The sequence below is a fragment of the Gilliamella sp. wkB108 genome, assembly GCF_001690195.1.
In the GTDB taxonomy this organism is placed as follows: domain Bacteria; phylum Pseudomonadota; class Gammaproteobacteria; order Enterobacterales; family Orbaceae; genus Gilliamella; species Gilliamella apicola_L.
This window is the reverse complement of the sequence record NZ_LZGM01000085.1, coordinates 34,811-60,071: the sequence shown is the minus strand read 5'-3', so window position 1 is coordinate 60,071 and position 25,261 is coordinate 34,811. Positions and strand designations below refer to the sequence as shown.

Annotated in this window: 20 protein-coding genes; 7 read left to right on the top strand and 13 right to left on the bottom strand. The window is 34.7% G+C overall.

What is annotated here, in order from left to right:
• Positions 1–512: 512 nt before the first annotated feature.
• The 7 genes from tssH to tssB all read right to left on the bottom strand — a co-directional run bounded on the left by tssH (position 513) and on the right by tssB (position 9,903).
• Positions 513–3,341 carry a type VI secretion system ATPase TssH gene (gene tssH / locus A9G11_RS09895; RefSeq protein ID WP_065619448.1) on the bottom strand — a complete coding sequence of 943 codons (2,829 nt, stop codon included), beginning with the start codon at positions 3,339–3,341 and terminating at the stop codon, positions 513–515.
• Between the two features lie 79 nt (positions 3,342–3,420).
• The gene (locus A9G11_RS09890) at positions 3,421–3,909 is read right to left on the bottom strand and encodes an Hcp family type VI secretion system effector (protein WP_065619447.1); all 489 of its coding nucleotides are present in this window, start codon (positions 3,907–3,909) and stop codon (positions 3,421–3,423) included.
• 40 nt (positions 3,910–3,949) lie between these two features.
• On the bottom strand, positions 3,950–5,710 hold the full coding sequence (locus A9G11_RS09885; protein ID WP_065619446.1) for an OmpA family protein: 1,761 nt from the start codon (positions 5,708–5,710) through the stop codon (positions 3,950–3,952).
• A gap of 11 nt (positions 5,711–5,721) precedes the next feature.
• Positions 5,722–6,387 (bottom strand): type VI secretion system protein TssL, short form, encoded by a 666-nt coding sequence (gene tssL / locus A9G11_RS09880; protein WP_065619445.1) that lies wholly within the window; start codon positions 6,385–6,387, stop codon positions 5,722–5,724.
• A gap of 10 nt (positions 6,388–6,397) precedes the next feature.
• Entirely contained in the window at positions 6,398–7,750 is a 1,353-nt protein-coding gene (gene tssK, locus A9G11_RS09875; RefSeq protein ID WP_065619444.1) for a type VI secretion system baseplate subunit TssK, read from the bottom strand.
• A gap of 39 nt (positions 7,751–7,789) precedes the next feature.
• Positions 7,790–9,322, bottom strand: a complete 1,533-nt coding sequence (gene tssC, locus A9G11_RS09870) for a type VI secretion system contractile sheath large subunit (protein WP_065619443.1) — start codon at positions 9,320–9,322, stop codon at positions 7,790–7,792.
• Between the two features lie 77 nt (positions 9,323–9,399).
• Positions 9,400–9,903, bottom strand: coding sequence for a type VI secretion system contractile sheath small subunit (tssB, locus tag A9G11_RS09865; RefSeq protein ID WP_176701261.1), 504 nt, complete (start codon positions 9,901–9,903; stop codon positions 9,400–9,402).
• 599 nt (positions 9,904–10,502) lie between these two features.
• On the opposite strand from tssB, the gene A9G11_RS09860 reads away from it, so the two are divergent.
• The 5 genes from A9G11_RS09860 (at position 10,503) to lysS (ending at position 15,761) form a co-directional block, all read left to right on the top strand.
• Complete coding sequence (locus A9G11_RS09860; RefSeq protein WP_065619441.1) at positions 10,503–11,234, top strand: type 1 glutamine amidotransferase; 732 nt, start codon at positions 10,503–10,505, stop codon at positions 11,232–11,234.
• 46 nt (positions 11,235–11,280) lie between these two features.
• Positions 11,281–12,102 (top strand): VanW family protein, encoded by an 822-nt coding sequence (locus A9G11_RS09855; protein WP_081298523.1) that lies wholly within the window; start codon positions 11,281–11,283, stop codon positions 12,100–12,102.
• Between the two features lie 204 nt (positions 12,103–12,306).
• Positions 12,307–12,933 (top strand): Fe-Mn family superoxide dismutase, encoded by a 627-nt coding sequence (locus tag A9G11_RS09850; protein WP_065619440.1) that lies wholly within the window; start codon positions 12,307–12,309, stop codon positions 12,931–12,933.
• A 181-nt stretch (positions 12,934–13,114) separates the two neighbouring features.
• A protein-coding gene (gene prfB / locus A9G11_RS09845; RefSeq protein WP_141674402.1) for a peptide chain release factor 2 occupies positions 13,115–14,213 on the top strand; the annotation gives its coding sequence in 2 pieces (ribosomal slippage) (positions 13,115–13,189 and positions 13,191–14,213; 1,098 coding nt in all).
• A 30-nt stretch (positions 14,214–14,243) separates the two neighbouring features.
• Positions 14,244–15,761, top strand: coding sequence for a lysine--tRNA ligase (gene lysS / locus A9G11_RS09840; protein ID WP_065619438.1), 1,518 nt, complete (start codon positions 14,244–14,246; stop codon positions 15,759–15,761).
• Between the two features lie 599 nt (positions 15,762–16,360).
• Here the strand turns inward: lysS and A9G11_RS09835 are convergent.
• The 6 genes from A9G11_RS09835 to A9G11_RS09810 all read right to left on the bottom strand — a co-directional run bounded on the left by A9G11_RS09835 (position 16,361) and on the right by A9G11_RS09810 (position 23,159).
• A complete protein-coding gene (locus A9G11_RS09835; RefSeq protein WP_065619437.1) occupies positions 16,361–17,623 on the bottom strand; it encodes a uracil-xanthine permease family protein in 1,263 nt (420 codons plus the stop codon).
• 93 nt (positions 17,624–17,716) lie between these two features.
• On the bottom strand, positions 17,717–18,343 hold the full coding sequence (gene upp / locus A9G11_RS09830; RefSeq protein WP_065619436.1) for a uracil phosphoribosyltransferase: 627 nt from the start codon (positions 18,341–18,343) through the stop codon (positions 17,717–17,719).
• A 310-nt stretch (positions 18,344–18,653) separates the two neighbouring features.
• Positions 18,654–19,658: a gluconate operon transcriptional repressor GntR gene (gntR, locus tag A9G11_RS09825; RefSeq protein ID WP_065619435.1), complete on the bottom strand. Its 1,005-nt coding sequence runs from the start codon at positions 19,656–19,658 to the stop codon at positions 18,654–18,656.
• Positions 19,648–20,343 (bottom strand): uracil-DNA glycosylase, encoded by a 696-nt coding sequence (gene ung / locus A9G11_RS09820; protein WP_065619434.1) that lies wholly within the window; start codon positions 20,341–20,343, stop codon positions 19,648–19,650. The genes gntR and ung overlap by 11 nt, the downstream gene beginning before the upstream one ends.
• 107 nt (positions 20,344–20,450) lie before the next feature.
• A complete protein-coding gene (bglB, locus tag A9G11_RS09815; RefSeq protein WP_065619433.1) occupies positions 20,451–21,590 on the bottom strand; it encodes a beta-galactosidase BglB in 1,140 nt (379 codons plus the stop codon).
• 48 nt (positions 21,591–21,638) lie between these two features.
• Positions 21,639–23,159, bottom strand: a complete 1,521-nt coding sequence (locus A9G11_RS09810; RefSeq protein ID WP_065619432.1) for an MFS transporter — start codon at positions 23,157–23,159, stop codon at positions 21,639–21,641.
• A 318-nt stretch (positions 23,160–23,477) separates the two neighbouring features.
• Between A9G11_RS09810 and A9G11_RS09805 the strand changes: the two genes are divergently transcribed.
• Positions 23,478–24,041 (top strand): DJ-1/PfpI family protein, encoded by a 564-nt coding sequence (locus A9G11_RS09805; protein ID WP_065619431.1) that lies wholly within the window; start codon positions 23,478–23,480, stop codon positions 24,039–24,041.
• A 280-nt stretch (positions 24,042–24,321) separates the two neighbouring features.
• Positions 24,322–24,705 (top strand): autonomous glycyl radical cofactor GrcA, encoded by a 384-nt coding sequence (gene grcA, locus A9G11_RS09800; protein ID WP_065619430.1) that lies wholly within the window; start codon positions 24,322–24,324, stop codon positions 24,703–24,705.
• Positions 24,706–25,261: the final 556 nt, after the last annotated feature.

Genomic DNA, 25,261 nt, shown 5'->3' with positions numbered 1-25,261 from the left:
GTCTGTTTGTTTTTAGCTCTATATCTTTTTATTTTCTCTAAAAATCAATTTATTGATTGCTTTGTCTACATATCTAACTTTTGTACATCACAAAATCTTTAGAATTGCTATTTAAGTAATGACATTTTCATTTAGTAACAAATGCAAGCCTGTCGATGATACCTTAATCGTTTTATGTAATTACTTGGTCTAATTAAATAAAAACAATCTTTATAGTAGGGTAAGTAGTGTACTTTTTTAGCTTAACTACCCTTACCATAGGTAATTCAGATCCTTAACATCAATGTTCAAAACCTAACTTGATATTCAGTCATGTTCAATTTCTTATCATTTTGTTTTTTTATCTTCCTTGTTTCACCGAGACTTTAGTAAATAATGAGTACATTAGCCCGATCAAACTGGATTCAAAACTTGAACGATACTTTAGTTATCTTATAAAGAGGGATAAGCGTTAGCCATATCTCCCTCTCCTCCCACTTTTCTATTTAATCTTATTTTTTACTGCTATTTTTTTATTTTTTACTTTTGTCTTTATTATGCTTTGTTGTTTTAGTTGATTTAGTTTTTACTTCTGCTTTTTTAGGTATTTTTTTCTCTTTTGTTGCTGCTTTTAACTTTGCTTGCGTCGCCCATTCCAATACAATACCGTCAGTTTCATTAAAATCGAGTATCAATGTTTGAGTTTCTGTAGTGTCACTATTCACTCTTTGTAATAGTAGGTTAGATACAACAGGTAAAATCTGTTGATTCAAAATACTGTCGATGTTTCTTGCGCCAGTATCAGGCAATAAACAAGCTGCAACAAGTTGATCATAAAGTTGTTCCCCAACATTAAATTGTATTTTGTAATGTTTTTGTAATCGTGAGGCAACTTTATTCAATTTCATCTCAACAATTTTGCGTAATGCATCATCAGCCAGTGGCGTGAAAATAACCGTTTGGAATCGTGCTAGTAGTGCTGGTTGGAAATGCTCTCGGATAATTGGACGCAACAACTCATGTTGGGTCGTAACACTAGCATCTGGCATTTCATCAAAAAGTGCCATGAGTTCATCGCTACCTAAGTTAGACGTCATGAGGATGAGTGTATTACGAAAATCAATTTCACGACCTTCCCCGTCACGCATAAATCCACGATCAAATACTTGATAAAATAAGTTAAGTACATCGCGATGTGCTTTTTCGACTTCGTCTAAAAGTACTACACTATAAGGCCTTTTTCTAACCGCCTCAGTTAATACGCCCCCTTGTCCATAACCTACATACCCCGGAGGAGATCCTTTCAATTGAGATACAGTGTGTGATTCCTGATACTCCGACATATTTATAGTGACAAGAGATTGTTCACCACCAAATAAGGTATCCGCTAAAGCTAGAGCGGTTTCGGTTTTACCTACACCCGATGGTCCAACGAGTAAAAATACCCCGATAGGCGCATCTTCTGAAGTTAGCCCTGTTTTAGCAGCACGAATACGTTTAGCAATTTCAAACAACGCGTTATCTTGACCGACTACGCGTTGGCGCAAATCATTTTCAAGTTCTAATAAGTGACTTTGTTCATCTTTTAATAAGCTCTCTAATGGAACACCTGTCCAATCGGCAATGACAGAACAAACGGTACGACTATCGACATCAAGTGATAATAAAGGTGAACTTGTTTGTAATTGACTTAATTTTTGCTGTGTTTCAGTTAGTTGTTTAAATATTTTTTTATCTTCTTTTGATGTTAGTTTTTTTCGCAATTTAATTAACGTTTCAATCAGTTTCTTTTCTTTCTCAAACTGGGTTTGTAAAAAAGCTAATTTCTTTTGTAATTCATTTAACTGCAGATCAATTTCTGTTATACGATCTGTTGATGAACATTCACCCAAAGCTAAATCTGCTTTAATTGCATCTTTTTCAATTGTAAGTGAGTCGATTTTTGACTCAAGCTTGGTGATTGATTCAGGTACCGTATCAAGACTCATTCGTACACGAGCCGATGCAGTGTCCAGAAGATCAACAGCCTTGTCTGGTAGCTGGCGACCACTAATGTAACGACGAGAGAGTGAAACAGCTGTTTTGACTGCTTCATCTGATATATGAACCCCGTGATGTTTAGCGTATCGTGATTTTAATCCTCTTAGCATTAGACTAGCTTTTTCATCATCAGGTTCATCAACCTTGACCATTTGAAAACGACGTTCAAGTGCAGCATCTTTTTCAAAATATTGTTTATATTCAGACCATGTAGTAGCGGCAATGGTGCGTAACTCGCCTCTGGCTAATGCCGGTTTTAATAAATTTGCAGCATCAGCACCACCTGCCGAATTACCCGCGCCAATAATGGTATGTGCTTCATCAATAAAAAGTAATATTGGGGTTGGCGATTGTTGAACAGCATCAATCACATTTTTAAGTCTTTGTTCAAATTCGCCTTTTACACCAGCTCCGGCTTGTAATAAACCGAGATCAAGCGTTAATATAGTGACATTTTTAAGATTAGTCGGTACATTACCTTCAGCAATGCGTAGCGCTAATCCTTCTACCAGAGCTGTTTTACCTACTCCTGGTTCACCGACTAAGATAGGGTTATTTTTGCGACGACGAGATAAGATATCAATCATCTGTCTAATTTCGCTATCTCGTCCAAATACGGGATCAATTTTGCCTGATTTGGCTTTTTCCGTGACATCTTCAGTAAAGCGACTAAGTGCAGCCTGATGATGCTTTTGTAAAGCAGCTTGCTTATTATTATCATTTTTAACGTCAATCGATTGTTTTTTTATCTGTTTATCCGATGTTGTATCTGCTTTAGTTTCTGATTCATTCTTTAATTGTTCAGAAGTATCATCATTAACGTCGGAATAATAACCGTATTGATTATTAGGATTTTCGTCTGATATTTCATCCAATTTTGTGCGCATTTTTTGTAATGAAACAGCCGATAAACTGAGTAATGGCCATGCTTCTTGAGCTTTTAAGCAATGTGGCATCTCTTGTAATGCTTGTAAAATATGCACTGAACGAATCACATCTTCGTGTTCTTCTAATGAAGCTTTTAACCATGCCGATTGTAATACGGCAATTAATGATGAGGATAAACTTGGTTTTTTATTAATGGTGTGTGGTAATTCATCAAGATAGTTAAGTAATCCTTGCCAGACCTTATCCATATCAAGCTGATAATGTCGTACAATGATTGTAATATCACCCGATCCCTGTTCTAATAACTTTAATAACCAATGTTCAAGTGTAATTTCATGATGAGCTCTCGTTTGGCATAATCCTGCTGCTGCCTCAAGGGATTTTGCACAATACGTATTTAATCTTCTTAACAAAACAGAGGGATCAGTAATCATCACTATTCCTTTCATTATTTAATGTGTCAATCAAATAAACGTTGATCCTGTTATGATAACAAGATCAACGGTTTCCTTATTAGCCTCGACTTTCAACCCAGCTATCTGAGTGAATGATGTTGCCATCTTTGTAAGTCCACGTGATCTTTTCATAACGAAGTTCAACACGTTCTAAATGGTTGTACTGCTCTTTAGTTGGATCTTTAATGTTGTGCATTTCAGGTTTGATAGATACAACTTTTACGCCATCCATTAATGTATTGAAATACTCAACTTCTTGTCCGGCATCATTAATTTTGTACCATTTGATTTCAACAGATTTTAAGTTTTGACCTGTGGTGACAGCTTTGTAAAGGTAAGGTGATGAAGCATCAACTTCTTTAACAAATTCAAGTGCTTTATGAACACGTGTACCTGTTAATTTACCTGTATTACCATCGGTTGGAATGTAGACTTTATGGTCAAATTCAACCACTTCGACACTACCTTCACGACCTACTACGGTTACAGAACCTTTAATTTCTGCACCACCATCATCTTTTAAAAACATATATGCTGGGACTGCCATTGTATTTACTCCTTTCTTTTGTAGTTTTTGTTACACATATTTAGTTTTCTTTTGTCAAAACACAATTTGACATTTGAGGAACTAAACTGATTTCAACCCGTCGGTTTATTGCACGACCTTCTAAAGTGTCGTTACTAGCCAACGGAGATTTTGCTCCATACCCTTGTATTGCAAAACAGGTTTCAGGGATATCACTGGTTTTTATCATCCAGTTACGTACAGCTGTTGCACGATCGAAAGATAATTGGATATTTTTATTTTCATCACCTGTCGAGTCGGTATACCCTGTAATTAAAATAAGCCATCCTGTTCCTTGATTAGCACTTATCTGTTTTTTCATGTCAACTAAAGCATTAATTAATACTTTGTTTGAATCCGGTTTTAAACTTGATTGTCCACTTTCAAATAATGATAGGCTATCTAAACGAATCACTGTCGGTGGATCTTTCATGACAACTTTGGTTTCTGTCACATAAATTTTTTCTGGCTCTGGTGGTTTAGCTACATAATCACTCATTAAAATATTCAATGGTTCAACTAAACGTTGACCTTGATAAAGTCCCATACCAAGACGAACAGGTTCACCTTGAGCAAGGTATTGATTTAACATGTTTCGATCTGTTTTTAGAACATCAAGAGCTTGTTTTTTCTGTTCATAGCTGTCCATTGAAATTAAACGATAATTTTGCATATCATTTTCTACTTGATCTGCAAGCTTTATGTTATTCCAGAATGATGCACCAAAACATCCCATAACAAATAATGATGTGATTATAATTAAACCGCATATCATGGTATAAATTGGTGAAAATGGGTAAGCAATTGGCATAAATTTGACAAGTGCGTCTGGGGGACTAATACCTTCTTGTATAGTGTGTGTATTTGGCAAAGGTAAAGTGGTCATGCTTTGCCATCGTTTTTGCATTATATTATTGTTGGTTATTGATTGATTAGTTGGATAAATTGCCAAAGCTGTTGGTACACACTTTGCAATAGGTTGTTTAGAGTCGGATAATGTCTCTAATACCACACTTTCAATCCAATATTTGGTTTCATTTAAAAAAGGACGTAGCCGTAATCGTCGTTCACGTTCATCATACGGTATTTTGATGTCATTAACCCAGTTGTTTAGTGGCGATAAATAACTATCAAGTAAGTATAATTTTTGATTGACTAATTGATACCAGTAAACCGGTAGAGGATTATTTTCATCATAAATTAAATCATTGAAACCCATATGTGTTGATAAATAGACAGGTAATTGATATTTTGCGATTCGGCTGGTATCAACCCAAGATTGGCGAAATGCTTGTAGTTTAGCAATTAACAATCCTTGTTTCTCTTCCAGTTCAGGAGTGAGAGCCAAAAACAAACCAACACGTCCTGCCATATCCGGCCATTTTGCAACCAATGAATCATAAACAATTGGTAAGTGCGAAAACTCATCAACATAAATCCAGACAGCGTCAGACGAAACAAGTACATTAGATTCGGCTAATGATAAATCATCAGGGAAAAAATCTTTTGCTGCAGTACCTGTCACCAACAAAATAGGTAAACGATAACGTTGTCTCGCTGGCAATAAATCAAGCTTTTGAGTTAAAAACTGAATATTTGCCGTAGAGGAGGCAAGTACTCGTCGGTAGCGCTGTATTCGCCATAATAATCCGCCGGCAATAGCTAAGACTAAAATGGTACCTATAATCTTCCAACCTATTGTTATTGGTAAGAAAACAAACAATAGCAATAAGCTTAATATGACAGCGTATATAATCTGGATGCGCTTAGAGTAATCGCTCATAAAACTCCCTTTTAACCAACAATTTGTTTAATCAATTTATCGAGTTGATTATCTAATACAAAATAAAGTATAACTACCAATACAACAGATATTGCAGTGCAAGACAGTAGCATTGTTTTGCGTCCCCAATAACGATAAACCTGTGTTTGTTCAATAATCGGGTGTGATTGATCTGGCTCATACTCACGCACAGCTTCTCGTAGAGCTATAATTAAATGCTCACGTTCCAATTGCGGTTTATCGAGGTAACATCCCTGAAAGCCAAGACCTAATACTCTGTCAAAACAACTTAAAACCAATGCTTCTTTCCTATCTGCTTTTAAACGAGTCCGTATTTTTTCAAATAAATCATAACCAGCATTGTGCGTGTTAAAAAAGATAACTTGTAATGGAGCGCCTAACCATTCGTCATAGTCTTGATTATTAGGGTTATCACGATCACAAAGTAATACCGTTTCATCTAATAACGCACATAAGGCGTAACTCACATCATCAATCACATCTTGACTATATTGTGCGTTATATAATTTTTCACGAACGGCGGTCACTTGCTGTTTACAAAGTTCATACAATTTATGTCCTGATGGGATATCCGCTTTCGTTTTTAGTTGCACAACAACCAAAATTGAGTCTCGTAATAATTCATCAATAACAAGTGTTTTTGGTTCTATACTCATAATCTTGATCCTATGATCGCAAAACCGCGAAAAGTTCTAATGAAATATCAGGCATTGCTCTCGGTACATAAAATTCACAACATCTTGTAAGTAACATGTTTTTTGCTGCGCTATGTGAAAGATCTAATGCAAAATATTGGTTCTCTAAACGCATTGGTATTGCGGCTGGTACATGACTAAGTGCTTTAATTGGAATACCAGATAGTGCAGAATGTATGATTTGTCTGACATCATCTGGCGCGCCTGCTTTACATAGTATCGGGAATTGAGACTGTAATTGATGACCAGGCATACTTGAACGCACAGAGAGATAGAAATCTGCATCTTCAACAAGGCGAGAATCATTTAAACGACCTGTCCATAATGTATCTTTATCGTGAACCAAATCAATTTTAATTACACGAGATGGCAAGCTTTCTTCTAATAAGTTACGCACTAATCCAAATAATGGAGGAAACACTTCATTAAGATTTGTATGTTGATAAGTCGGAATACCATCTACATCATGAGCTAATGAAAATGTTAGTAAAGCACCGGTTAGTCCTGTCAATGTTTGATAAAGCGTTTCTGGATGAATCGTTGGATTATCACGTAAAAATTTGAGTTGCGGCTCAAAAGTGTTTAATGCATTTAACAGCCAAAACAAAGATACATCAGCAATGGCAAATTCAGCCATTTGTTGATTACGTTCATGACGCATTCCCATTAAACGCTGACGTTTTGCTTGTATTTGGATACATAAGAGGTCTAACTCTTTTTGTAATGTTCCACTTTGGGTAAACAGATTAACCAATGGTGGAAGATATTCCAAATCCAAAACAAATCGTCCATTAAGGTCTCGTTTCAAACGTGCAATCGGACAAGTTAAGTAATCACTGAGATCTTCAAAATCAAACAAAAACGTTAGCGCATAACGTTCAACAGCGATGGTTTCAGCATTGAGACCAAATAGATCAGGTACTTCAACCCATTCTTGTCGATACCGAAGTGGTCTTTCAAGTCGCTGATTATCTTGTAAACAGTTACCGCCATTCGCTTGTAATAATGGGATTCCAATTAATACAGTAACTTCCTCTAGCTCTACAGGAATATCGGTATTTAGTGTTCTAACCTCAGGTAACATATCGGCGATATCAGTATTGATTACCACTCCATCTGGGAATCGAATGCTAATTGATTCAGCCATAAGTCTATCTGCAGTCAACGCTTGTGTATCAATGGCTAATTTTTCAATTCCCCACGGGTTAGCCACTGACATTGCAGGTAACTTTTGCGAAGTAAACTGCTGCCACAACTCTTGTTGCTGGAATTGTTGGGGCGTCAAAAAGACGCCCTCATTCCATAAAGGACGAAAAATTTTCATGTGTCCTGACACTCCCAGTTTTTTTTGAAATTAATGATATTAAGCTTTGGCTTTAGGCATCTGTGAAACCATAGACAAATTAATATCCATCCCTTCTATCTGGAAATGAGGAATTAAAAATGTTTTAACACGGAAGAATCCTGGATTGTCTTCTATGTCTTCAACGATGACTTTTGCTTCTCTTAATGGATGAGATGCTTGAACTTCATCACTCGGATCGGTCATTTCAGTAACAAGGTTGCTAATCCATTTATTTAACTCAAGTTCTAACACACGACGATCTTTTGTTGTACCAATATTTTCACGTTGAATAACTTTTAAATAGTGTGCAATACGTGATAATAAGAAGATATATGGCAAACGTGCATTGATGCGACTATTTGCTGTTGCTTCTTTAGTATCATAAAGAGCAGGTTTTTGTGTTGAGTTTGCTGAGAAGAAGCACGCATAATCTCTATTTTTATAGAAAGAGAGCGGAATAAAGCCTAAATTAGCAAATTCAAATTCACGTGTTTCTGGAATAAGAACTTCTGTTGGGATCTTAACTTGATTACCTGTTCCTAAATCATAAAGGTGGATAGGTAGATCTTCAACCAGTCCGCCGGCTTGAGGTCCACGAATTTGTACACACCAACCATTACGAATAAAACTTTGTACCATGTTAGCTGCAAAAGCAAATGATGCATTAGCCCATAGGTAACGATTATGCTCAAGTCCTTTTACCTCTTCTGTATAGTTGAAACTACGTACCGGAACGGTTTCAGGACCATAAGGTAAACGTGCTAATACTCTTGGTAATGTTAATCCTACATAACGTGAATCATCGGTATTACGGAAACTATTCCATTTTGTATACTCTGCACGGTCGAAGTAATTGGCAATATCTTTAATTGCAGCAACTTCTTCCATAGTCTCTTTGCCAAAGAATTTTGGACCAACAGAACCAATAAATGGCATGTGTGCAGCAGCTGACACTTTAGAAATATTACGTAATAAAGCGATATCTTGAGGACCACGATCAAACTCATAGTTTGAAATTGTCACACCGATAGGCTCTCCACCTGGGGTGTCATATTCTTGAATATAAGTATGTCTATAAAAACCTGTTTGAATAATCTCAGGAGCATCTTCAAAATCTTGGCGAAGTCCCTCTTTTGATACATCCAATAATTCAATTCTTACATTGCGACGGAAATCGGTACGGCTAACTAAGAATTTCAATCCACGCCAAGTTGCTTCGATTTCTTGGAAAGTTTCATGATGCAAAATCGCATCAAGTTGACGACTTAGTTTTTGGTCAATTTGACTGATATGATAATCTAATAAATGTTTATCTAATTTATCAATTTTTTGTGATGAACTTTGGATCAATTTAAGCAAAATATTGACCGCCATTGTTACACGTTCATCTGCTGATGATTCAAATAATGCTTCGTTATCTTCAAATTTTTCAATTTCACCGACTTTGTCGATTGGGTTCAAATTTATTTTACTAAATAGTGATTGGTAAACACTTCCATTATCTTCTACAGTGGTTTTGCCAGCACTTTTTTCTTCTTTCTGTATATTCATTGCTTTTTTTCCTTTCTTTTTCATCAAAACGTTATAAATTGTTTTGAAAGTTACTAAGCTAAATTTTTTCAAAATACCTATTTTGTGCTTTCAGTCGCAATTGCTTCTAACTCGGCACGTAATTCTTTGGATAACTGTTCGTCTTTCACGATTTTTTCTAATTCATAACGGAAGGTTGCGTTATCTAACAGGTTAGATTTCAAATCTCTTAATAAATTACGCATCGCAAGTAAAGAGCGAAGCTCAGGGATCTTCTTAGCAACTTGCTCTGGTGAAAAATCCTTCAATGACTCAAATGCCAAACTTACACTGAAATCACTACCATCATCGGCAAGTGTGTTAGGAACACTAAGTTTAACTTCAGGTCTAAAGTCTTTTAATACTGAGTCAAAATTGTTCTTATTGATTGATACCTTTTCTTTTTCTGAAAGAGGGCGTTTATCTTTACCGCGACTATAATCACCAATAGATAAGATTTTTAGGGGTAACTCAACTTTCTTTTTAGCGCCACCGGTATGGAGATCTAAAAAGATATTGACACGAGCAGGAGGTACTTCATTTTGATAGCTGTTTGACATAATTTTTTCCTTATGAAATTGATCACTTATTTAATGCAAAACATAGAACCTTTTATAGGTGATAAAATACCTGATTTAAAATCAATTGACAATAAAATAGTTTAATTTAGTTAGATGTTTACATTTTGTATTAATATTTTTACTTGTTGAAACAAGAGTGCAACATCAAAAAAATGTAGATAGGACGGTACTTAAGAGAATTATTCATTACTCATAAAAATATTAAATAGATGATAAGCAGATTTATCATCTATAATTAAAGTAACGTCATATGAGTTGATGAATAATTAAAATGCTACATATTAGACTGGCATACACCAATAATGATTAATCATATGATTTATATAACATAAATATAGATTTAAAAAACCTATTGGGTAAATGCAAAAATGTTTATAGCTTTTTTGTGTAACTAATTATTAGTTTATCTGTGAAATCTTTTTAGATTTTTGTTTTTAATTCTTAACCAAAATATTGTTTTTATAAATTTGATTACCCATAATAATTACTGGTCAAAAATCATCCCTATCATTAATATAATTTTATCAACTCATATTTGCTGATTGTTTTCGTTGATATTTATGCTTAAGGAGAAATTATCAATGCATGTACATTTTATTATTCATGAAGATTTTGAATTACCGGGTGCATATGAACAGTGGGCAATAAGTCATCACCATAAAATTAGTTACTCGCGTGTATATCTTGGAGAATCATTACCCAATAATATAAATAATATTGATTTGCTTATTGTTATGGGGGGACCTCAATCACCTTCAACGACCAAACAAGAATGCTCACACTTTGATTCGAAAGCAGAGCAAGCGTTAATTTTATCAACGATTAAGGCCGGCAAAGTGGTCATCGGTGTTTGCCTTGGCTCACAATTAATTGGTGAAGCATTAGGTGCAAGTTATGCACATAGCCCAGAAAAAGAAATAGGTAAATTCCCTATTACGTTAACTGAAATGGGTAGAAATCATCCTTTATTTAGTGACTTTGGTGATAGCTTAGACGTTGGTCATTGGCATAATGATATGCCGGGTTTAACAAAAGATGCACAAATAATTGCTTACAGTGAAGGTTGTCCTCGTCAAATTATTGCTTATGATGACTTGGTTTATGGTTTCCAATGCCATATGGAATTAACCCCTGAAGTAGTAGAATTACTTATTGCTCACTCGCAAAACGATCTTAGCCAAGCTGCTAAATACCGCTTTGTTGATACCCCTGATATGTTACGCATTCACGATTATACTCAAATGAATCAAAAACTTTTTACTTTTTTAGATAAATTAAGTCAACATTATCTTTTGGGTTTGAAAAAAGAGTAATGATACCTAGTTAAGTTCATATTAACTTTTTATGGAAAATAAAAATATGCACAACAAAATGATTGATAAGCCCATACATCGAAGTAAATTAAGATTAAAATTAGGGAAAGAATATTTTATTGTTAAACGCAAACTCTATTGGTGGCAACACCAAAACTCTTTTTGTCGTATTGATATAAATAATACATCCTGTGTTTATTCACATAAAAAGCATCAATCCATTTTGTTACGACCACTTAAAGATGTGGATATGTATTTGCAATATAATAAAATTACTAATTTGCGACTCGCAATTAATAAACTTAATGGTTCAATTATCAAGCCAAATCAACGTTTTTCAATTTGGCAAAAAGTTGGACGACCTTCTAAAAAAAGAGGTTTTTTAGAAGGTCTTTCACTACATAATGGGCAAATAGGCACTGATATTGGTGGAGGTTTATGTCAATTAGGTAACTTAATTTACTGGATAGCGTTACATTCTGATTTAACCATAACTGAGCGCTGGCGACATAGTTTTGATGTTTTTCCAGATATTAATCGAACAATTCCATTCGCTTGTGGAGCAACCTTATCTTATAACTATGTTGATTTGCAGTTATTAAATAAAACTAACACAACTTATCGACTAAACCTGTGGTTAGATGATCAATATTTACATGGAGAATTATTAGCTAATACCCCGTTAAATAGCCATTATGAGATTTTTGAAACTGACCATTGCATCGAACAACAATGGTGGGGTGGTTATACCCGTCATAATAAAATATGGCAACGTAAGACACATTTAATTGATAACTATGTGGAAGAGAAGCTTATCAGTGAAAATCATGCCATTATGATGTATACCCCATTTATATCTAACAATTAAGCGTATTTTTTGATAAGGTTTATAAATTATTTTTAAAAAATTAAAAATAGGTTTAATGCAGCAATTGACCTATCTTTACGTTAAAAATGAACTATTATTTGGATAGTTGGTAACTATCTAAATAATAGTTTGAGTGCTTGATTGATAGCTCGTATACTGGATAAAGTAGTAGTAAACAATACCTAATATGAAAGGAGCAATATCATGGCCTACACTTTACCTCCATTACCTTATGCTTATGAGGCATTAGAGCCTTATATCGATTCACAAACCATGCATCTTCATCACGATAAACATCATCAAACTTACGTGAATAATGCTAATGCAACACTTGACTCTTTATCACCCGAGATTCAAGCATTAACCCCAAATGCCTTACTACAGAATTTAGATAAAGTCCCAACCGAAAAAGTTACTGCTATTAGAAATAATGTTGGTGGGCATGTGAATCACACTCTTTTCTGGGAACTTTTAAAAGTTGGTACCGAACTTAAAGGTGATTTAAAAACAGCGATTAAAAATGATTTTGGATCGATTGAAACTTTCAAAGAAAAATTTGCAGCTGCAGCAGCGACTCGATTTGGTTCTGGCTGGGCATGGTTAGTTTTACAAAATGGTAAACTTTCAGTCGTTTCAACTGCAAATCAGGATTCACCAGTAATGGGTGAAAAATATGCAGGTGTTTCCGGTACACCAATATTAGCGCTTGATGTTTGGGAACACGCATATTATTTAAAATATCAAAATCGCCGAGTTGATTATATTAGTGCATTTTGGAACGTGGTTAACTGGGATAAAGTTGCTGAGCTATACGCACAAGCTAAAAAATAGTCCGTTACTCATCAATTTTGATTAAAGATGGCGTTGTAAGCGTCATCTTTTTTATCCTCCATATTAAACACGATTACTCAATTGACTTAGCTGAAAAATGATAATTGCTAATTTATGTCCAAATCCGCTACAATGAACGATTACGTAAAAATCAAAATTTTAAATAGCCTAAAATAAACTCATGTTTGAAATTAATCCAACTAAATCAAAGATAACCGAACTTACTGAGCGTACCGCTGTGATTCGGGGGTATCTTTGACTATGATGTAAAAAAAGAACGACTTGAAGAAGTTAATGCTGAATTAGAACAGGCTGAAGTCTGGGCAGATCCTGAAAAAGCACAAGCATTAGGTAAAGAACGTGTCGCACTCGATGAAATCATTAGTACCATCAATTCATTAACACAAGGTCTAGACGATGTCGAAGGTCTATTGGAGCTTGCTATTGAAGCCGAAGATCAAGATACCTTTGATGAAACCAACTTGGAACTCGCACAGTTAGAAAAAAAGTTAGCTAGACTAGAGTTTCGTCGCATGTTTTCGGGTGATTATGATAGTGCTGATTGTTATTTGGATATTCAATCTGGCTCTGGCGGTACAGAGGCACAAGATTGGGCACATATGTTACTCAGAATGTACCTACGTTGGGCAGAATCTAAAGGATTTACCACCGAAGTCATGGAGGTGTCAGACGGAGATGTCGCTGGTATTAAATCTGCTACAATAAAAGTATCGGGTGACTATGCCTATGGTTGGTTACGTACCGAAACAGGCGTACATCGTCTGGTACGAAAAAGTCCTTTTGATTCGGGTAATCGTCGCCATACATCATTTGCATCAGTGTTTGTCTATCCAGAAATAGATGATAATATTGATATCGATATTAACCCAGCAGATCTTCGGATTGATGTCTACCGCGCATCAGGCGCTGGTGGACAACATGTTAATAAAACCGAATCGGCTGTCCGTATTACGCATATTCCAACTGGAATTGTTACTCAGTGTCAGAATAACCGATCACAACATAGCAATAAAGATCAAGCAATGAAACAGTTAAAAGCAAAACTGTATGAGCTTGAAATGCAGAAAAAGAATGCCGAAAAACAACAAATGGAAGAAAATAAATCTGATATTGGTTGGGGCAGTCAAATTCGTTCTTATGTGCTTGATGATTCACGTATTAAAGATTTACGTACCGGAGTTGAAACACGTAATACTCAAGCCGTGTTAGACGGTGATTTAGATCAGTTTATTGAAGAGAGCTTAAAAGCAGGTTTATAAACCGCTTGTTTATGAATAAAAGGGAAAACTATGTCAACTAATCAGCAAGATCAACAAAATCAAATTGAAGATTTAAATAACGAACTGAAAACACGTCGTGAAAAACTAGCACATATTCGTGAACAAGGTATTGCGTTCCCAAATGATTTCCGTCGTGATGCAATTTCAAGTGATCTTCATAAACTATATGACGATAAAACTAACGAAGAATTAATTGAAAAGAAAATCATCGTAACTGTTGCAGGTCGTATGATGATGCGTCGAATCATGGGTAAAGCATCTTTTGTTTCATTACAAGATGTAGCTGGGCAAATTCAACTTTATGTAACTCGTGATGATTTGCCAGAAAATTATTACAATGAGCAATTTAAAAAATGGGATCTTGGCGATATTATAGGCGCTAAAGGTTACTTGTTTAAAACTAAAACAGGTGAACTGTCTATTCATTGTGAAGAAATTCGTTTATTAACCAAAGCACTACGTCCTTTACCTGATAAATTCCATGGTCTTGCCGACCAAGAAATGCGTTATCGTCAGCGTTACTTAGATCTGATTACCAATCAAGAATCTCGCGATACATTTAAAGCACGTTCTAAAGTGGTAACTGAAATTCGTAATTTCATGCTTGAAAATCATTTTATGGAAGTAGAAACACCGATGATGCAAGTGATCCCTGGTGGCGCATCAGCTAAACCGTTTATTACTCATCATAATGCGCTTGATCTAGATATGTATTTGCGTATCGCTCCTGAACTTTTCTTAAAACGTTTAGTTGTTGGTGGATTTGAACGAGTGTTTGAAATCAATCGTAACTTCCGTAATGAAGGTGTATCACCAAGACATAATCCTGAATTTACCATGATGGAAATGTATATGGCATATGCTGATTACAAAGATTTGATTGTATTAACTGAAGCACTATTCCGCCGTTTAGCTATCAACGTAACAGGTAATGCAGTTGTACAATATGGTGAACATACTTTTGATTTTAGCAAACCATTTATTAAAATGACCATGCGTGAAGCAATTTGTCACTACCGCCCTGAAACGAATAATGCTGATTTAGATGATTTTGATAAGGCTCATGCAATTGCAAGCTCCATTGGTATCAAAGTTGAAAAAAGTTGGGGATTAGGTCGAATTGTTACTGAAATTTTTGAAGAAGTAGCAGAAGCCAATTTAATTCAACCAACTTTTATTACAGAATACCCGGCAGAAGTATCACCACTTGCTCGCCGTAATGATGAAAACCCTTTTGTCACAGATCGCTTTGAATTTTTTATTGGTGGTCGCGAAATTGGTAATGGATTCTCAGAACTTAATGATGCCGAAGATCAGGCTCAACGTTTTGCTGATCAAGTATCACAAAAAGATGCCGGAGACGATGAAGCTATGTTCTATGATGAAGATTATATTACAGCCCTTGAACACGGCTTACCACCAACGGCGGGACTTGGCATTGGTATTGACCGAACAGTGATGTTATTTACTAATAGTCATACTATTCGTGATGTCATTTTATTCCCAACCATGCGTCCTTTAAAATAAGTTATTGTTAATTTATCTAAACTCACTTACTGTAAAGTAAGTGAGTTTTTTATTTTATACTTAAACATATAGCTGACCTGAAACATCTTTACAATCTATTTTTATATTTACAAACATGAATAAATGATTTTTTAACAGGAATCAATGAATACCTATCCATTGTTGTTGGTGATTGAAATTGATTTATACGTTATACCAATTTAATTCACACTTAGATGTTGAATTCAGGGGCTATTTTATACTAAAAAGTATAGCTAACCTGAAACATCTTTACAATCTGTTTTTGTATTTATAAACATGAATAAGTGATTTTTTAACAGGAATCAATGAATATCTATCCATTGTTGTTGTTGATTGAAATTGATTTATACGTTCCACCAATTTAATTCACACTTGGATGTTGAATTCAAGCTCTTTTTTATACTAAAACATATATCTAACCTGAAACATCTTTACAATCTGTTTTTGTATTTATAAACATGAATAAGTGATTTTTAAAAAATGTATATCTATCTGCTGTGGTTGTAGTTTGCAATAAACTATACTTTTATTACTGTATTACTGCTGACTATTAATATAGTCAACAGTATGAAGGTTAATTATTTTTTAGTTGGATGTGGTAGGATCAAATTTAACACTATTGCTAAGATCCCACATAAACTGATCCCTTGTAATGCATAAGAGCCAAAATCAAAAACCATTCCACCTATACCAAATACAAGTACCAGTGAAACAATACACATATTGCGTGATACAGAAAGGTCAACTTTATGTTTGACTAAAATATTGATACCTACTGAAGCGATAGAGCCGAATAATAAAACCATTATTCCACCCATAACAACGGTCGGGATTGAACTTAAAAAAGCGCCAATTTTACCAACAAAAGACATCAAAATAGCCCAAACTGCCGCCCATGTCATTACGCGAGTTTTAAAATTACGCGTAAGTGTAACAGCACCAATTACTTCAGCATAAGTTATACATGGTGGACCACCAAAAAAACCAGCGGTTGAAGTAGCTAATCCATCACCTAATAATGTACGTTGTAGTCCCGGATCACGTGTATAATCTTTTCCTGTCACTGAACCAATAGCCATAATATCGCCAACATGTTCAATTGTAGGTGCGATGACAATCGGAATCATATATAAAACTGCTTGCCATTTGAATTCAGGGAATGTGAAATTTGGTAACGAAAACCATGATGCTTCCATAACTGGTTTAAAGTTGACAATACCATAACAACAAGAAATCGTATATCCAACTATAATGCCAGCAATAATTGGTACAAGTTTAAAAAAACCTTTCGCCCAAATAGCAACAACCAATGTAGTTAATAATGAGGACATTGATATAATGATTAATTGATAATTTTCAGCAGGTAAATTGCTATTTTTGCCCATTGCCATACCTACCGCAACAGGTGCGAGTGATAGACCGATTACCATAATAATTGGACCCGTTACTACGGGAGGTAAAATACGATCAATCACATTTTTACCATTAATCTTGACCAAAAAGGAAAAAAACATAAACACCAAACCAGCAGCAACTAAACCTCCCAAAGTTGCAGGTATTCCCCACTGAGCCACTCCGAAAGAGATGGGTGCAATAAATGCAAACGATGATGCAAGAAATACTGGTACTTTACCTTTGGTAGTTATTTGGAACAATAAAGTCCCCACGCCAGCGGTAAATAATGCCACATTAGGATTTAATCCAGTTAAAAGCGGAACTAACACTAATGCACCAAATGCCACAAATAACATTTGTGCGCCTGTAAAAATATCTTGCCATGAGTGTTTTTGCGGTGATGTATCATTTTTTATTACATCGGTTATGGTATTTGTCACGTTCATCCTCTCCTATTAAACTTAAATTTTGTTTCATGTTTTTTATTATTAACTAGCAGGCATAAAAAAACCGGATTAACCGGTCTAAAATTTGAGATTTTATTTGGTGCCGAATATCTTATCACCAGCATCGCCGAGTCCGGGCAGTATGTAACCTTTATCATTTAACCTCTCATCTATTGAGGCAGTATAAAGTTCGACATCAGGGTGTGCTTTTTCCAGAACTTTAATGCCTTCTGGTGCAGCAACTAACACTAATACTTTAATATTTTTACAACCCGCTTTTTTTAGAAGATCGATTGTCGCAACCATTGAACCACCTGTTGCAAGCATTGGATCAACAACTAAAGCCATACGGTCTTCAATATCGGAAGTTAATTTCTGGAAATAAGGTACAGGCTCAAGTGTCTCTTCGTTGCGATAAAATCCAACGACACTAATACGCGCGCTTGGCACATGCTCAAGGACACCATCCATCATACCGAGACCAGCTCGTAAGATAGGTACTACAGTAATTTTTTTACCTTTAATTCGTTCAACTTGAACAGGTCCACACCAACCTTCAATTGTGACAGTTTCTGTGGGTAAATCTGCGGTTGCTTCATAGGTTAATAAACTACCAACTTCGCTGGCAAGATCTCTAAAGTCTTTGGTGCAGATATCGTGTTCACGCATTAAACCGATTTTATGACGGACAAGAGGGTGTTTTACTTCAACTATTTTCATGGGGGCCTCAGTGTTATTCTTCTATAAATTTTTAGTAGGTATAAATAACCACTGAGCGGTAATATTAACATAGTTATTAGAAGATGAAAACCGGAAATCTAAAAACTCAGTTAGACTTTTTACTTATTAACCTAAATAAATTATTAGCGTAAGCAATATATCCAAAGGCAAATTATCTCGATTTTTTGTATGCCAAAATTAATATTTGATCGATGTTAATATATCAAGGAAGCCACAGATCATAATTATCAAACCTATCTCATTTTTAATTTAAAGAGATTGAAAATCTGACTCACGACTATTGTTTTATTTAAATACTTTCACCATCTAAAAATTGTACCGGAAAATTGACAACTTTTTGAGTAATGGATTCTCCGTTAATACGTTTTAATAGCATTTCAGCAGCTTTCTGCCCAATTTCTACTCTTGGTGTTAAAATTGATGCAAGTTTTGGCGTCATAACTTGCCCAACATCATGACCATGAAAACCCGCTACAGCAATTTGTTCTGGCACTTTAATGTTAAGTCGTAAACATTCAAAAAGTACCCCTAAAGCTAAATCATCGTTAGTACTAAATACGCCATCAATTTGTGGATAATCTTTTAACGCTTGCTGAAGTAATTGAGTTCCCAATGAATAAGAGGAAGACGCTTTAGTGGCAAATGTCTTGGGTATCAATCCGGCTTCTATCATCGCTTCTTCATAAGCTTTTTGTCTGATAATACTACGATCATCTTGGCGAGCGCTAAAATAAGCAATATGTTGATGACCTTTGTTGATCATGCGATTAATCATATTTTTAGTCACAGCAAAATTATCAAACCCTACAGCCATATCAAGACAAGGGGAAACACTATCCATAATTTCCACCACAGGAACACCGGATATTTCTATCATTTTTCGGGTAGCTTCTGTGTGAGTACGTTCAGTCAGAACTAGTCCATCAATATTATAGGCAAGTAATGAACGTAAACGCATTTCTTCTTTTTCAGGACTATAACCAGTATGGGCAATCATAGTTTGATAACCATATTTATCTGTTTCTATCTCAATCCCTTTCAATACTTCAGCAAAAACTTGGTTAGTTAAAGAAGGCAACAAAACCCCAATTGCATTACTCTTAGCATTAGAGAGCATATCAGGGGCTTTATTAGGAATATACCCTAGCTTATCAATAGCCTCTGAAATTTGTAATTGAAGTGGTTCAGACACTAATTTGGGATCTCGCAGAAAACGACTTACCGTCATTTTACTTATACCAATTAAATCAGCAATCTCTTGCAAACCTGTTCGACGTTTTTTATTAATGCTCATTATTATTTTCCGGTAATCGAGGTTGCCAATCTATCGGTGTTTTACCTTGTTGCAAAATAAAGTTATTGGTTTTTGAAAAGTGTTTACATCCCAAAAAACCACGATGAGCGGATAAAGGCGAAGGGTGAACTGATGTCAAAACATGATGTTTTTGGCGATCAATAAATTGACCTTTTCTTTGAGCGGGTGAACCCCATAACAAAAAAACTACCCCTGTAAGATATTTATCAATCATAGCAATGACATGATCGGTAAACGTTTCCCACCCCATTTTTGCATGTGAATGAGCTTGTCCAGCCTCAACAGTTAATACAGTATTTAATAGTAACACGCCTTGGTTAGCCCAAGAGGCTAAATATCCGTGTGAGGGTATACTAAAACCGTCAATATCAGTCGAGAGTTCTTTATAAATATTTAATAACGACGGCGGTGGTTTGATACCCGGTAAGACAGAAAAGGAAAGTCCGTGAGCTTGATTAGGACCATGATAAGGATCTTGTCCTAAAATCACAACTTTGATGTCATTAAAGGGGGTAAATCGGAAGGCGTTAAATACATCATGCTGGGGAGGGTAAATTACCTTTCCCACAGCACGCTCAGAAGCAACGAATTGCATTATTTGTTGAAAATAAGGCTTTTCTTTTTCTGCACCGATGACATCATGCCATGTTAGTGGATTACTCATACGATACCTATATTATTATTTTATATGAATCAATAATGTGATTTATTGAAATATCGTAATTATACCTAAAAAAAATAATAAACCTAATCCAAATCAATTATTCTAGTTTAAATAAATACTCTTAAATATTCAGTTAAACATAAAATAGCCATGGCTTGACCATAAGGCATCGATGTTAATGGGATCTTTTTATAAAAATCAATATCATTACCCATTGCCGTTCCAAATGAAACATTCAGTAATGTTCCTTCATCATCGATATTATTTATTACACCTTGTATGGCTTTCTCGGCAACTGGAATATAATCATTAGAAATATAACGTTTTCTAATAGATTTTAATATACCATAAGCAAATCCTGCTGTTGCTGAGGCTTCAAGATAAGAGTCAGGATCATCAATAATAGTATGCCATAAACCACTTTTATCTTGATATTTAGCTAATGCTTCAACTTGCGCATTTAATACTTCGATTAAAGTTCTCCTGATAGGATCACTCTCTTTAAGATCGAGTAATTCAATAAATTCAGGAATAACAATGGTTAACCAACTATTTCCTCTTGCCCATCTTGCGTTAGCAAAATTATGATTTCCTTCAAAAGTCCAACCATGGAACCAAAGTCCTGTTTGGCGATCCATCAGATATTGTATATGAAACAATATTTGATAAATCGCTTCTTGAATGTACTCTTTTTTATTTAAAAGCTTACCAATTTTAGCTATTGGCAACACACTCATCATCAATGTATCATCCCAAAGCTGTTGATGATTTTCATTGTTATAAACTATATGTTGTAATCCACCAAATTTAGTTCTTGGCATCTCATACATTACCCAATCTGCCCAACGTTCTAAATAAGGTACATAGGTAGGATTTTTAGTTTCTTCATAACGATATGCTAAAGTTAAAAATGGACAAACCGTATTGACATTTTTAGTTGGCGTACCTTCTGATAAACGTTGTTTAAACCAATCATCAATGATATTAAGTGTTTTTTGATCACCGGTTTGTTGGTAAAACTGGTACATCCCATAAAGACCAATACCATGAGTCCACTCCCAACCACACCAACCTTTGGTATCAATAACGCGCCCATCATCTAAGCGTAAAAGGAATTCACCGGTTTCATCTTGGATATTAATTAAATTGTTTACTATTTTTCGAATTAATTGTTCTAACTCTGAGCGAGTAACCAAATACTCAGGCTTACATAGTAACTTACTATGTTTTACTGGGAAAATTTGCATGTCCATGTACCTCTAATTTTACTTTAATATCATCAATATGATTCAAACTTATTTTTTCTTATAACCTATATTATTATTACCCCAGAGCTCGGCAACCGGCATACCAGTAAGCATTTCTACAATAGGTTTTCCTTCATCAGTAATTTTTTTATCAGGATTTGTACCAATACCTTTCATATTTTTAATTTCATTAATCAATACGCTATGTGTTTTTAGGTTTAATTTAAATTTCAATGAAATAAGGAACCCTAATGTCAACACAAAAACGGTACCAAAAACTAATAAGAAAAGAATGGTTTGTGATACTTCAGGCGGTTGTTGTGTTTGTCCACTCACAAAACCTGACATTTGTAGACATACACCGATTAACATAACTGCTCCAGCTTGAGATGCTTTACGAGTGAACGTCATCACACCTGCAAAAATACCTTCACGACGTTTGCCAGTGATCATTTCATCCACATCTGAAATATAGGTATAGATATTCCATGGTACATAGTTAATACCGCCGCGACCCAATCCTGCGATAGCTGAAATTGTAATTAATAGTGTGTGTATATGACTTAAATTATAGTACCAAACAATACCATAAGCTAAACAACTGATACCAAAAATAGTTACCACTCCCCGATATGATGGGGCGGGGCCATATTTAATACATAATGGCATCATACATAAAACAGCTATAAATTGCGTTATAGACATAGTACCAATTAACATCGAGGCTACCGTTGGCTCTTGTAGTAATACAAAAATAACATAGTAAGTAAATACTGCATTGAAGACGTCTTGCGCGATGTATCCACCTAAATACATGCCCAAATGTTGTCGAAATATCTTTATTTTAAAGGTAGATAACAACTCAATAATTAAGTGTTTAAAACTCTCTTTGAAAGTTAATGACGCAGCCTCTTCTTCTGCTTGTAATGCCTCTTTAGATTTCAACTCTTTTGGTCTTTCCCATGTAAATAAGTACACCATACAAAGTGCAATAGAACATAAAATAGAGAAAACTAGGCTAGAATAGAAAAATGATATGGCATTATCTTTACCAAAATAGCTGAGTAAGATACCCGGTAAGAAACCAGCTAAAATAGCTGACAATTGAGCCATTGAAATACGCGCACCTGAGAATTTGGTTTTTTGTTTAAAATCATCCGTCATTTCAGGAACAAGGGTTTCATATGGTACAAGTACCATAGTATAAACAATATCAAAGAAAAGATAGGTCAACAGATAATAGATATAGCTCATGCCTGGAGCCCACATTACACTATAACTAAAGATTAATGGGATCCCCAATAAAATAAAGAATTTACGTCGTCCAAACCGTTTTCCTAAGCGAGTTCGTCCAAAATTATCGGTTAAATATCCCATTAATGGACTTATAACTGCATCTGCCACTCTGGCAGCAGCAAAAATAAAAGTTGCCTCAATGGGAGTTAAATGACAAAAATTGGTATAAAAATACAACAACCACGCAGCTGTTAGTGCGGTGGTTCCCGCACCTAAAAAATCACCCGATCCATATGCTAAGTAATTTTTTAAACCTATCACTCTATTTTTCATTTTGACACCCGCTTGTGTAATCAATTCACCTTAATGGTAAATTGTCATTAACTGTAAAATGCGATCTTGTATCTAAAGACAGTGATGTTTTATTTTTCAACAAAAAACCAAATATTTATTCCAGATACAACAAATAGTCTATGGTGAGAGGTCTAGTTACACCTTAAATTGAATGCCAACTTTTTATAAAAGTGGCAAAAATTTAAAAGTCGATGTGATTCTCATCACAAATGTTTTATTTCTCCTATTTTTTTTGAAAAAGTCGTAAAAATTTATGAAACAATAATTCAAATTTTATTTAATAGAGGAACTATTTATATGAATAACCCTAAAGTCGCCATTTTACTTGCAGAAGGTTTTGAAGAAGCAGAAGCTATCATTATTTTTAATGCATTACGTCGTGTGAAGATTAATGTTGACCTATTAGCGTGCCAAGATAACATTGTGGTAACCAGTTATCACAATATAGATATTAAAGCGCATGCATTACTTAAAGAAAAAGAAACCACACTCTATGATGCAATTATTCTTCCCGGTGGGCCAGATGGCACAATTAATCTTGGTAAAAATCCTGATGTCATCACTTTTATTCAATTACATGATAAAGCAGGAAAATGGATTTGCCCTATCTGCTCAGCTGCCGTTAAGGTATTAAGCAAAAATAATTTACTTCATGGTCGAAGATATGTTTGCTCTGGTGATTTGTATAAATTAGCTAATGATGGTGTGTATGTTGATCAAGATGTGGTGCTTGATGAAAATCTATTTAGCGGTAAAGGTCTTGGTATCGCTTTTAAATTTGCGTTTACTCTAGCGGAATTGCTTCAACTTGATAAAAAAGAGGTGCGCTTTCAAGCCGAACATATTTATATCACTTATTAAGTTGAATATTGGCTATTTCACAGTCAATATTCAGTTATTTTTTTATTTATGATTAAAAAATCGTGTTGGAATATAGTTTGGCAAATAAGCCTAAATTACCGAACCATATGATTTAATTTTAAAAATCAATTGATTAGTAATATTGTCAAATATAAAACCCAAATGTAACAAAGGTATAACTTATCAAATTAATAGCTTTTTTTGACTTTAATCAAATTTTTAAAGTGCTATATTAGCTATAAATAAGTTAGCGTAATAAAACTCATAGGAGGGTTTTAAAATGATTACAGGTATCCAAATTACTAAAGCAAACAATGCTGCACTTTTAAATTCTTTCTGGTTATTAGATGATACAACAAAAGAAGCACGTTGTGTTGCTGCTAAATCAGTTTATAAAGAAGATCAAATTGTCCCAACTGCTGAATTAGGTCAGTTCGAATATCGTGAAGTACCTTTAGATATTGCCCCAACAATTAAAGTTGAAGGTGGTCAACATCTAAATGTTAATGTTCTTCGTCGTGAAACCTTAGAAGATGCTGTGCAACATCCGGAAAAATATCCTCAATTAACAATTCGTGTTTCAGGTTATGCAGTACGTTTTAACTCTTTAACTGCTGAACAACAACGCGACGTTATTGCTCGTACATTTACAACTAAAATGTAATTGAACTGAGTATTAGCTTTAATAAGGATAACCTAAGAAATTAGGTTATCCTTTTTTTTATCATCAAAATAGAGACAATCTGTAATAAAATAGCTATTTTTGGCTAAAATAGTATCTATCCATAATTGATACATTGTTATATTTGATGATTATTTAACCCAACTTTATAAATATTGTGATCCACATAGATCAACCTGGTATTCAATACTAACAAATAGCATTGTATGTATGTTGGTTTGTTATCTATTGCTCTAGTTGAAGAGCGAAGTATCTATCCCCTGTATGCCATAATTTATTTTAGTACCATGAATTTTTAGTTAACATATCCAATAATGAATGATCCGTCATATCTAAGCTATTGTCAGGTAATTACTTAAGCATATTTTTGTATCTCGGTGACCTCATCAATTATTTTCATTTCAGTTTTTTTTAGACACATTATTATGATTTTGTTGCAGCATTCTTTTAAATATAGAGATATCTTCATTTGATAAACTTTTAGTTATCATCTTAATCCAAAGACTATGTTGCTTAAGGATTTCTTCCAATAATTTTT

What these genes read in the sequence shown, in the direction of transcription:
- gntR (WP_065619435.1), bottom strand. Translation starts at nt 19,658, where the DNA reads ATGAGCATTAATAAAAAACGTCGAACAGGTTTGCAAGAGATTGCTGAT.
- upp (WP_065619436.1), bottom strand. Translation starts at nt 18,343, where the DNA reads ATGAAAATAGTTGAAGTAAAACACCCTCTTGTCCGTCATAAAATCGGT.
- grcA (WP_065619430.1), top strand. Translation starts at nt 24,322, where the DNA reads ATGATTACAGGTATCCAAATTACTAAAGCAAACAATGCTGCACTTTTA.
- A9G11_RS09810 (WP_065619432.1), bottom strand. Translation starts at nt 23,159, where the DNA reads ATGAAAAATAGAGTGATAGGTTTAAAAAATTACTTAGCATATGGATCG.
- A9G11_RS09850 (WP_065619440.1), top strand. Translation starts at nt 12,307, where the DNA reads ATGGCCTACACTTTACCTCCATTACCTTATGCTTATGAGGCATTAGAG.
- A9G11_RS09835 (WP_065619437.1), bottom strand. Translation starts at nt 17,623, where the DNA reads ATGAACGTGACAAATACCATAACCGATGTAATAAAAAATGATACATCA.
- tssK (WP_065619444.1), bottom strand. Translation starts at nt 7,750, where the DNA reads ATGAAAATTTTTCGTCCTTTATGGAATGAGGGCGTCTTTTTGACGCCC.
- A9G11_RS09885 (WP_065619446.1), bottom strand. Translation starts at nt 5,710, where the DNA reads ATGAGCGATTACTCTAAGCGCATCCAGATTATATACGCTGTCATATTA.
- ung (WP_065619434.1), bottom strand. Translation starts at nt 20,343, where the DNA reads ATGAGTAATCCACTAACATGGCATGATGTCATCGGTGCAGAAAAAGAA.
- bglB (WP_065619433.1), bottom strand. Translation starts at nt 21,590, where the DNA reads ATGCAAATTTTCCCAGTAAAACATAGTAAGTTACTATGTAAGCCTGAG.
- A9G11_RS09855 (WP_081298523.1), top strand. Translation starts at nt 11,281, where the DNA reads ATGCACAACAAAATGATTGATAAGCCCATACATCGAAGTAAATTAAGA.
- lysS (WP_065619438.1), top strand. Translation starts at nt 14,244, where the DNA reads ATGTCAACTAATCAGCAAGATCAACAAAATCAAATTGAAGATTTAAAT.
- tssC (WP_065619443.1), bottom strand. Translation starts at nt 9,322, where the DNA reads ATGAATATACAGAAAGAAGAAAAAAGTGCTGGCAAAACCACTGTAGAA.
- A9G11_RS09890 (WP_065619447.1), bottom strand. Translation starts at nt 3,909, where the DNA reads ATGGCAGTCCCAGCATATATGTTTTTAAAAGATGATGGTGGTGCAGAA.
- tssL (WP_065619445.1), bottom strand. Translation starts at nt 6,387, where the DNA reads ATGAGTATAGAACCAAAAACACTTGTTATTGATGAATTATTACGAGAC.
- tssH (WP_065619448.1), bottom strand. Translation starts at nt 3,341, where the DNA reads ATGATTACTGATCCCTCTGTTTTGTTAAGAAGATTAAATACGTATTGT.
- A9G11_RS09805 (WP_065619431.1), top strand. Translation starts at nt 23,478, where the DNA reads ATGAATAACCCTAAAGTCGCCATTTTACTTGCAGAAGGTTTTGAAGAA.
- A9G11_RS09860 (WP_065619441.1), top strand. Translation starts at nt 10,503, where the DNA reads ATGCATGTACATTTTATTATTCATGAAGATTTTGAATTACCGGGTGCA.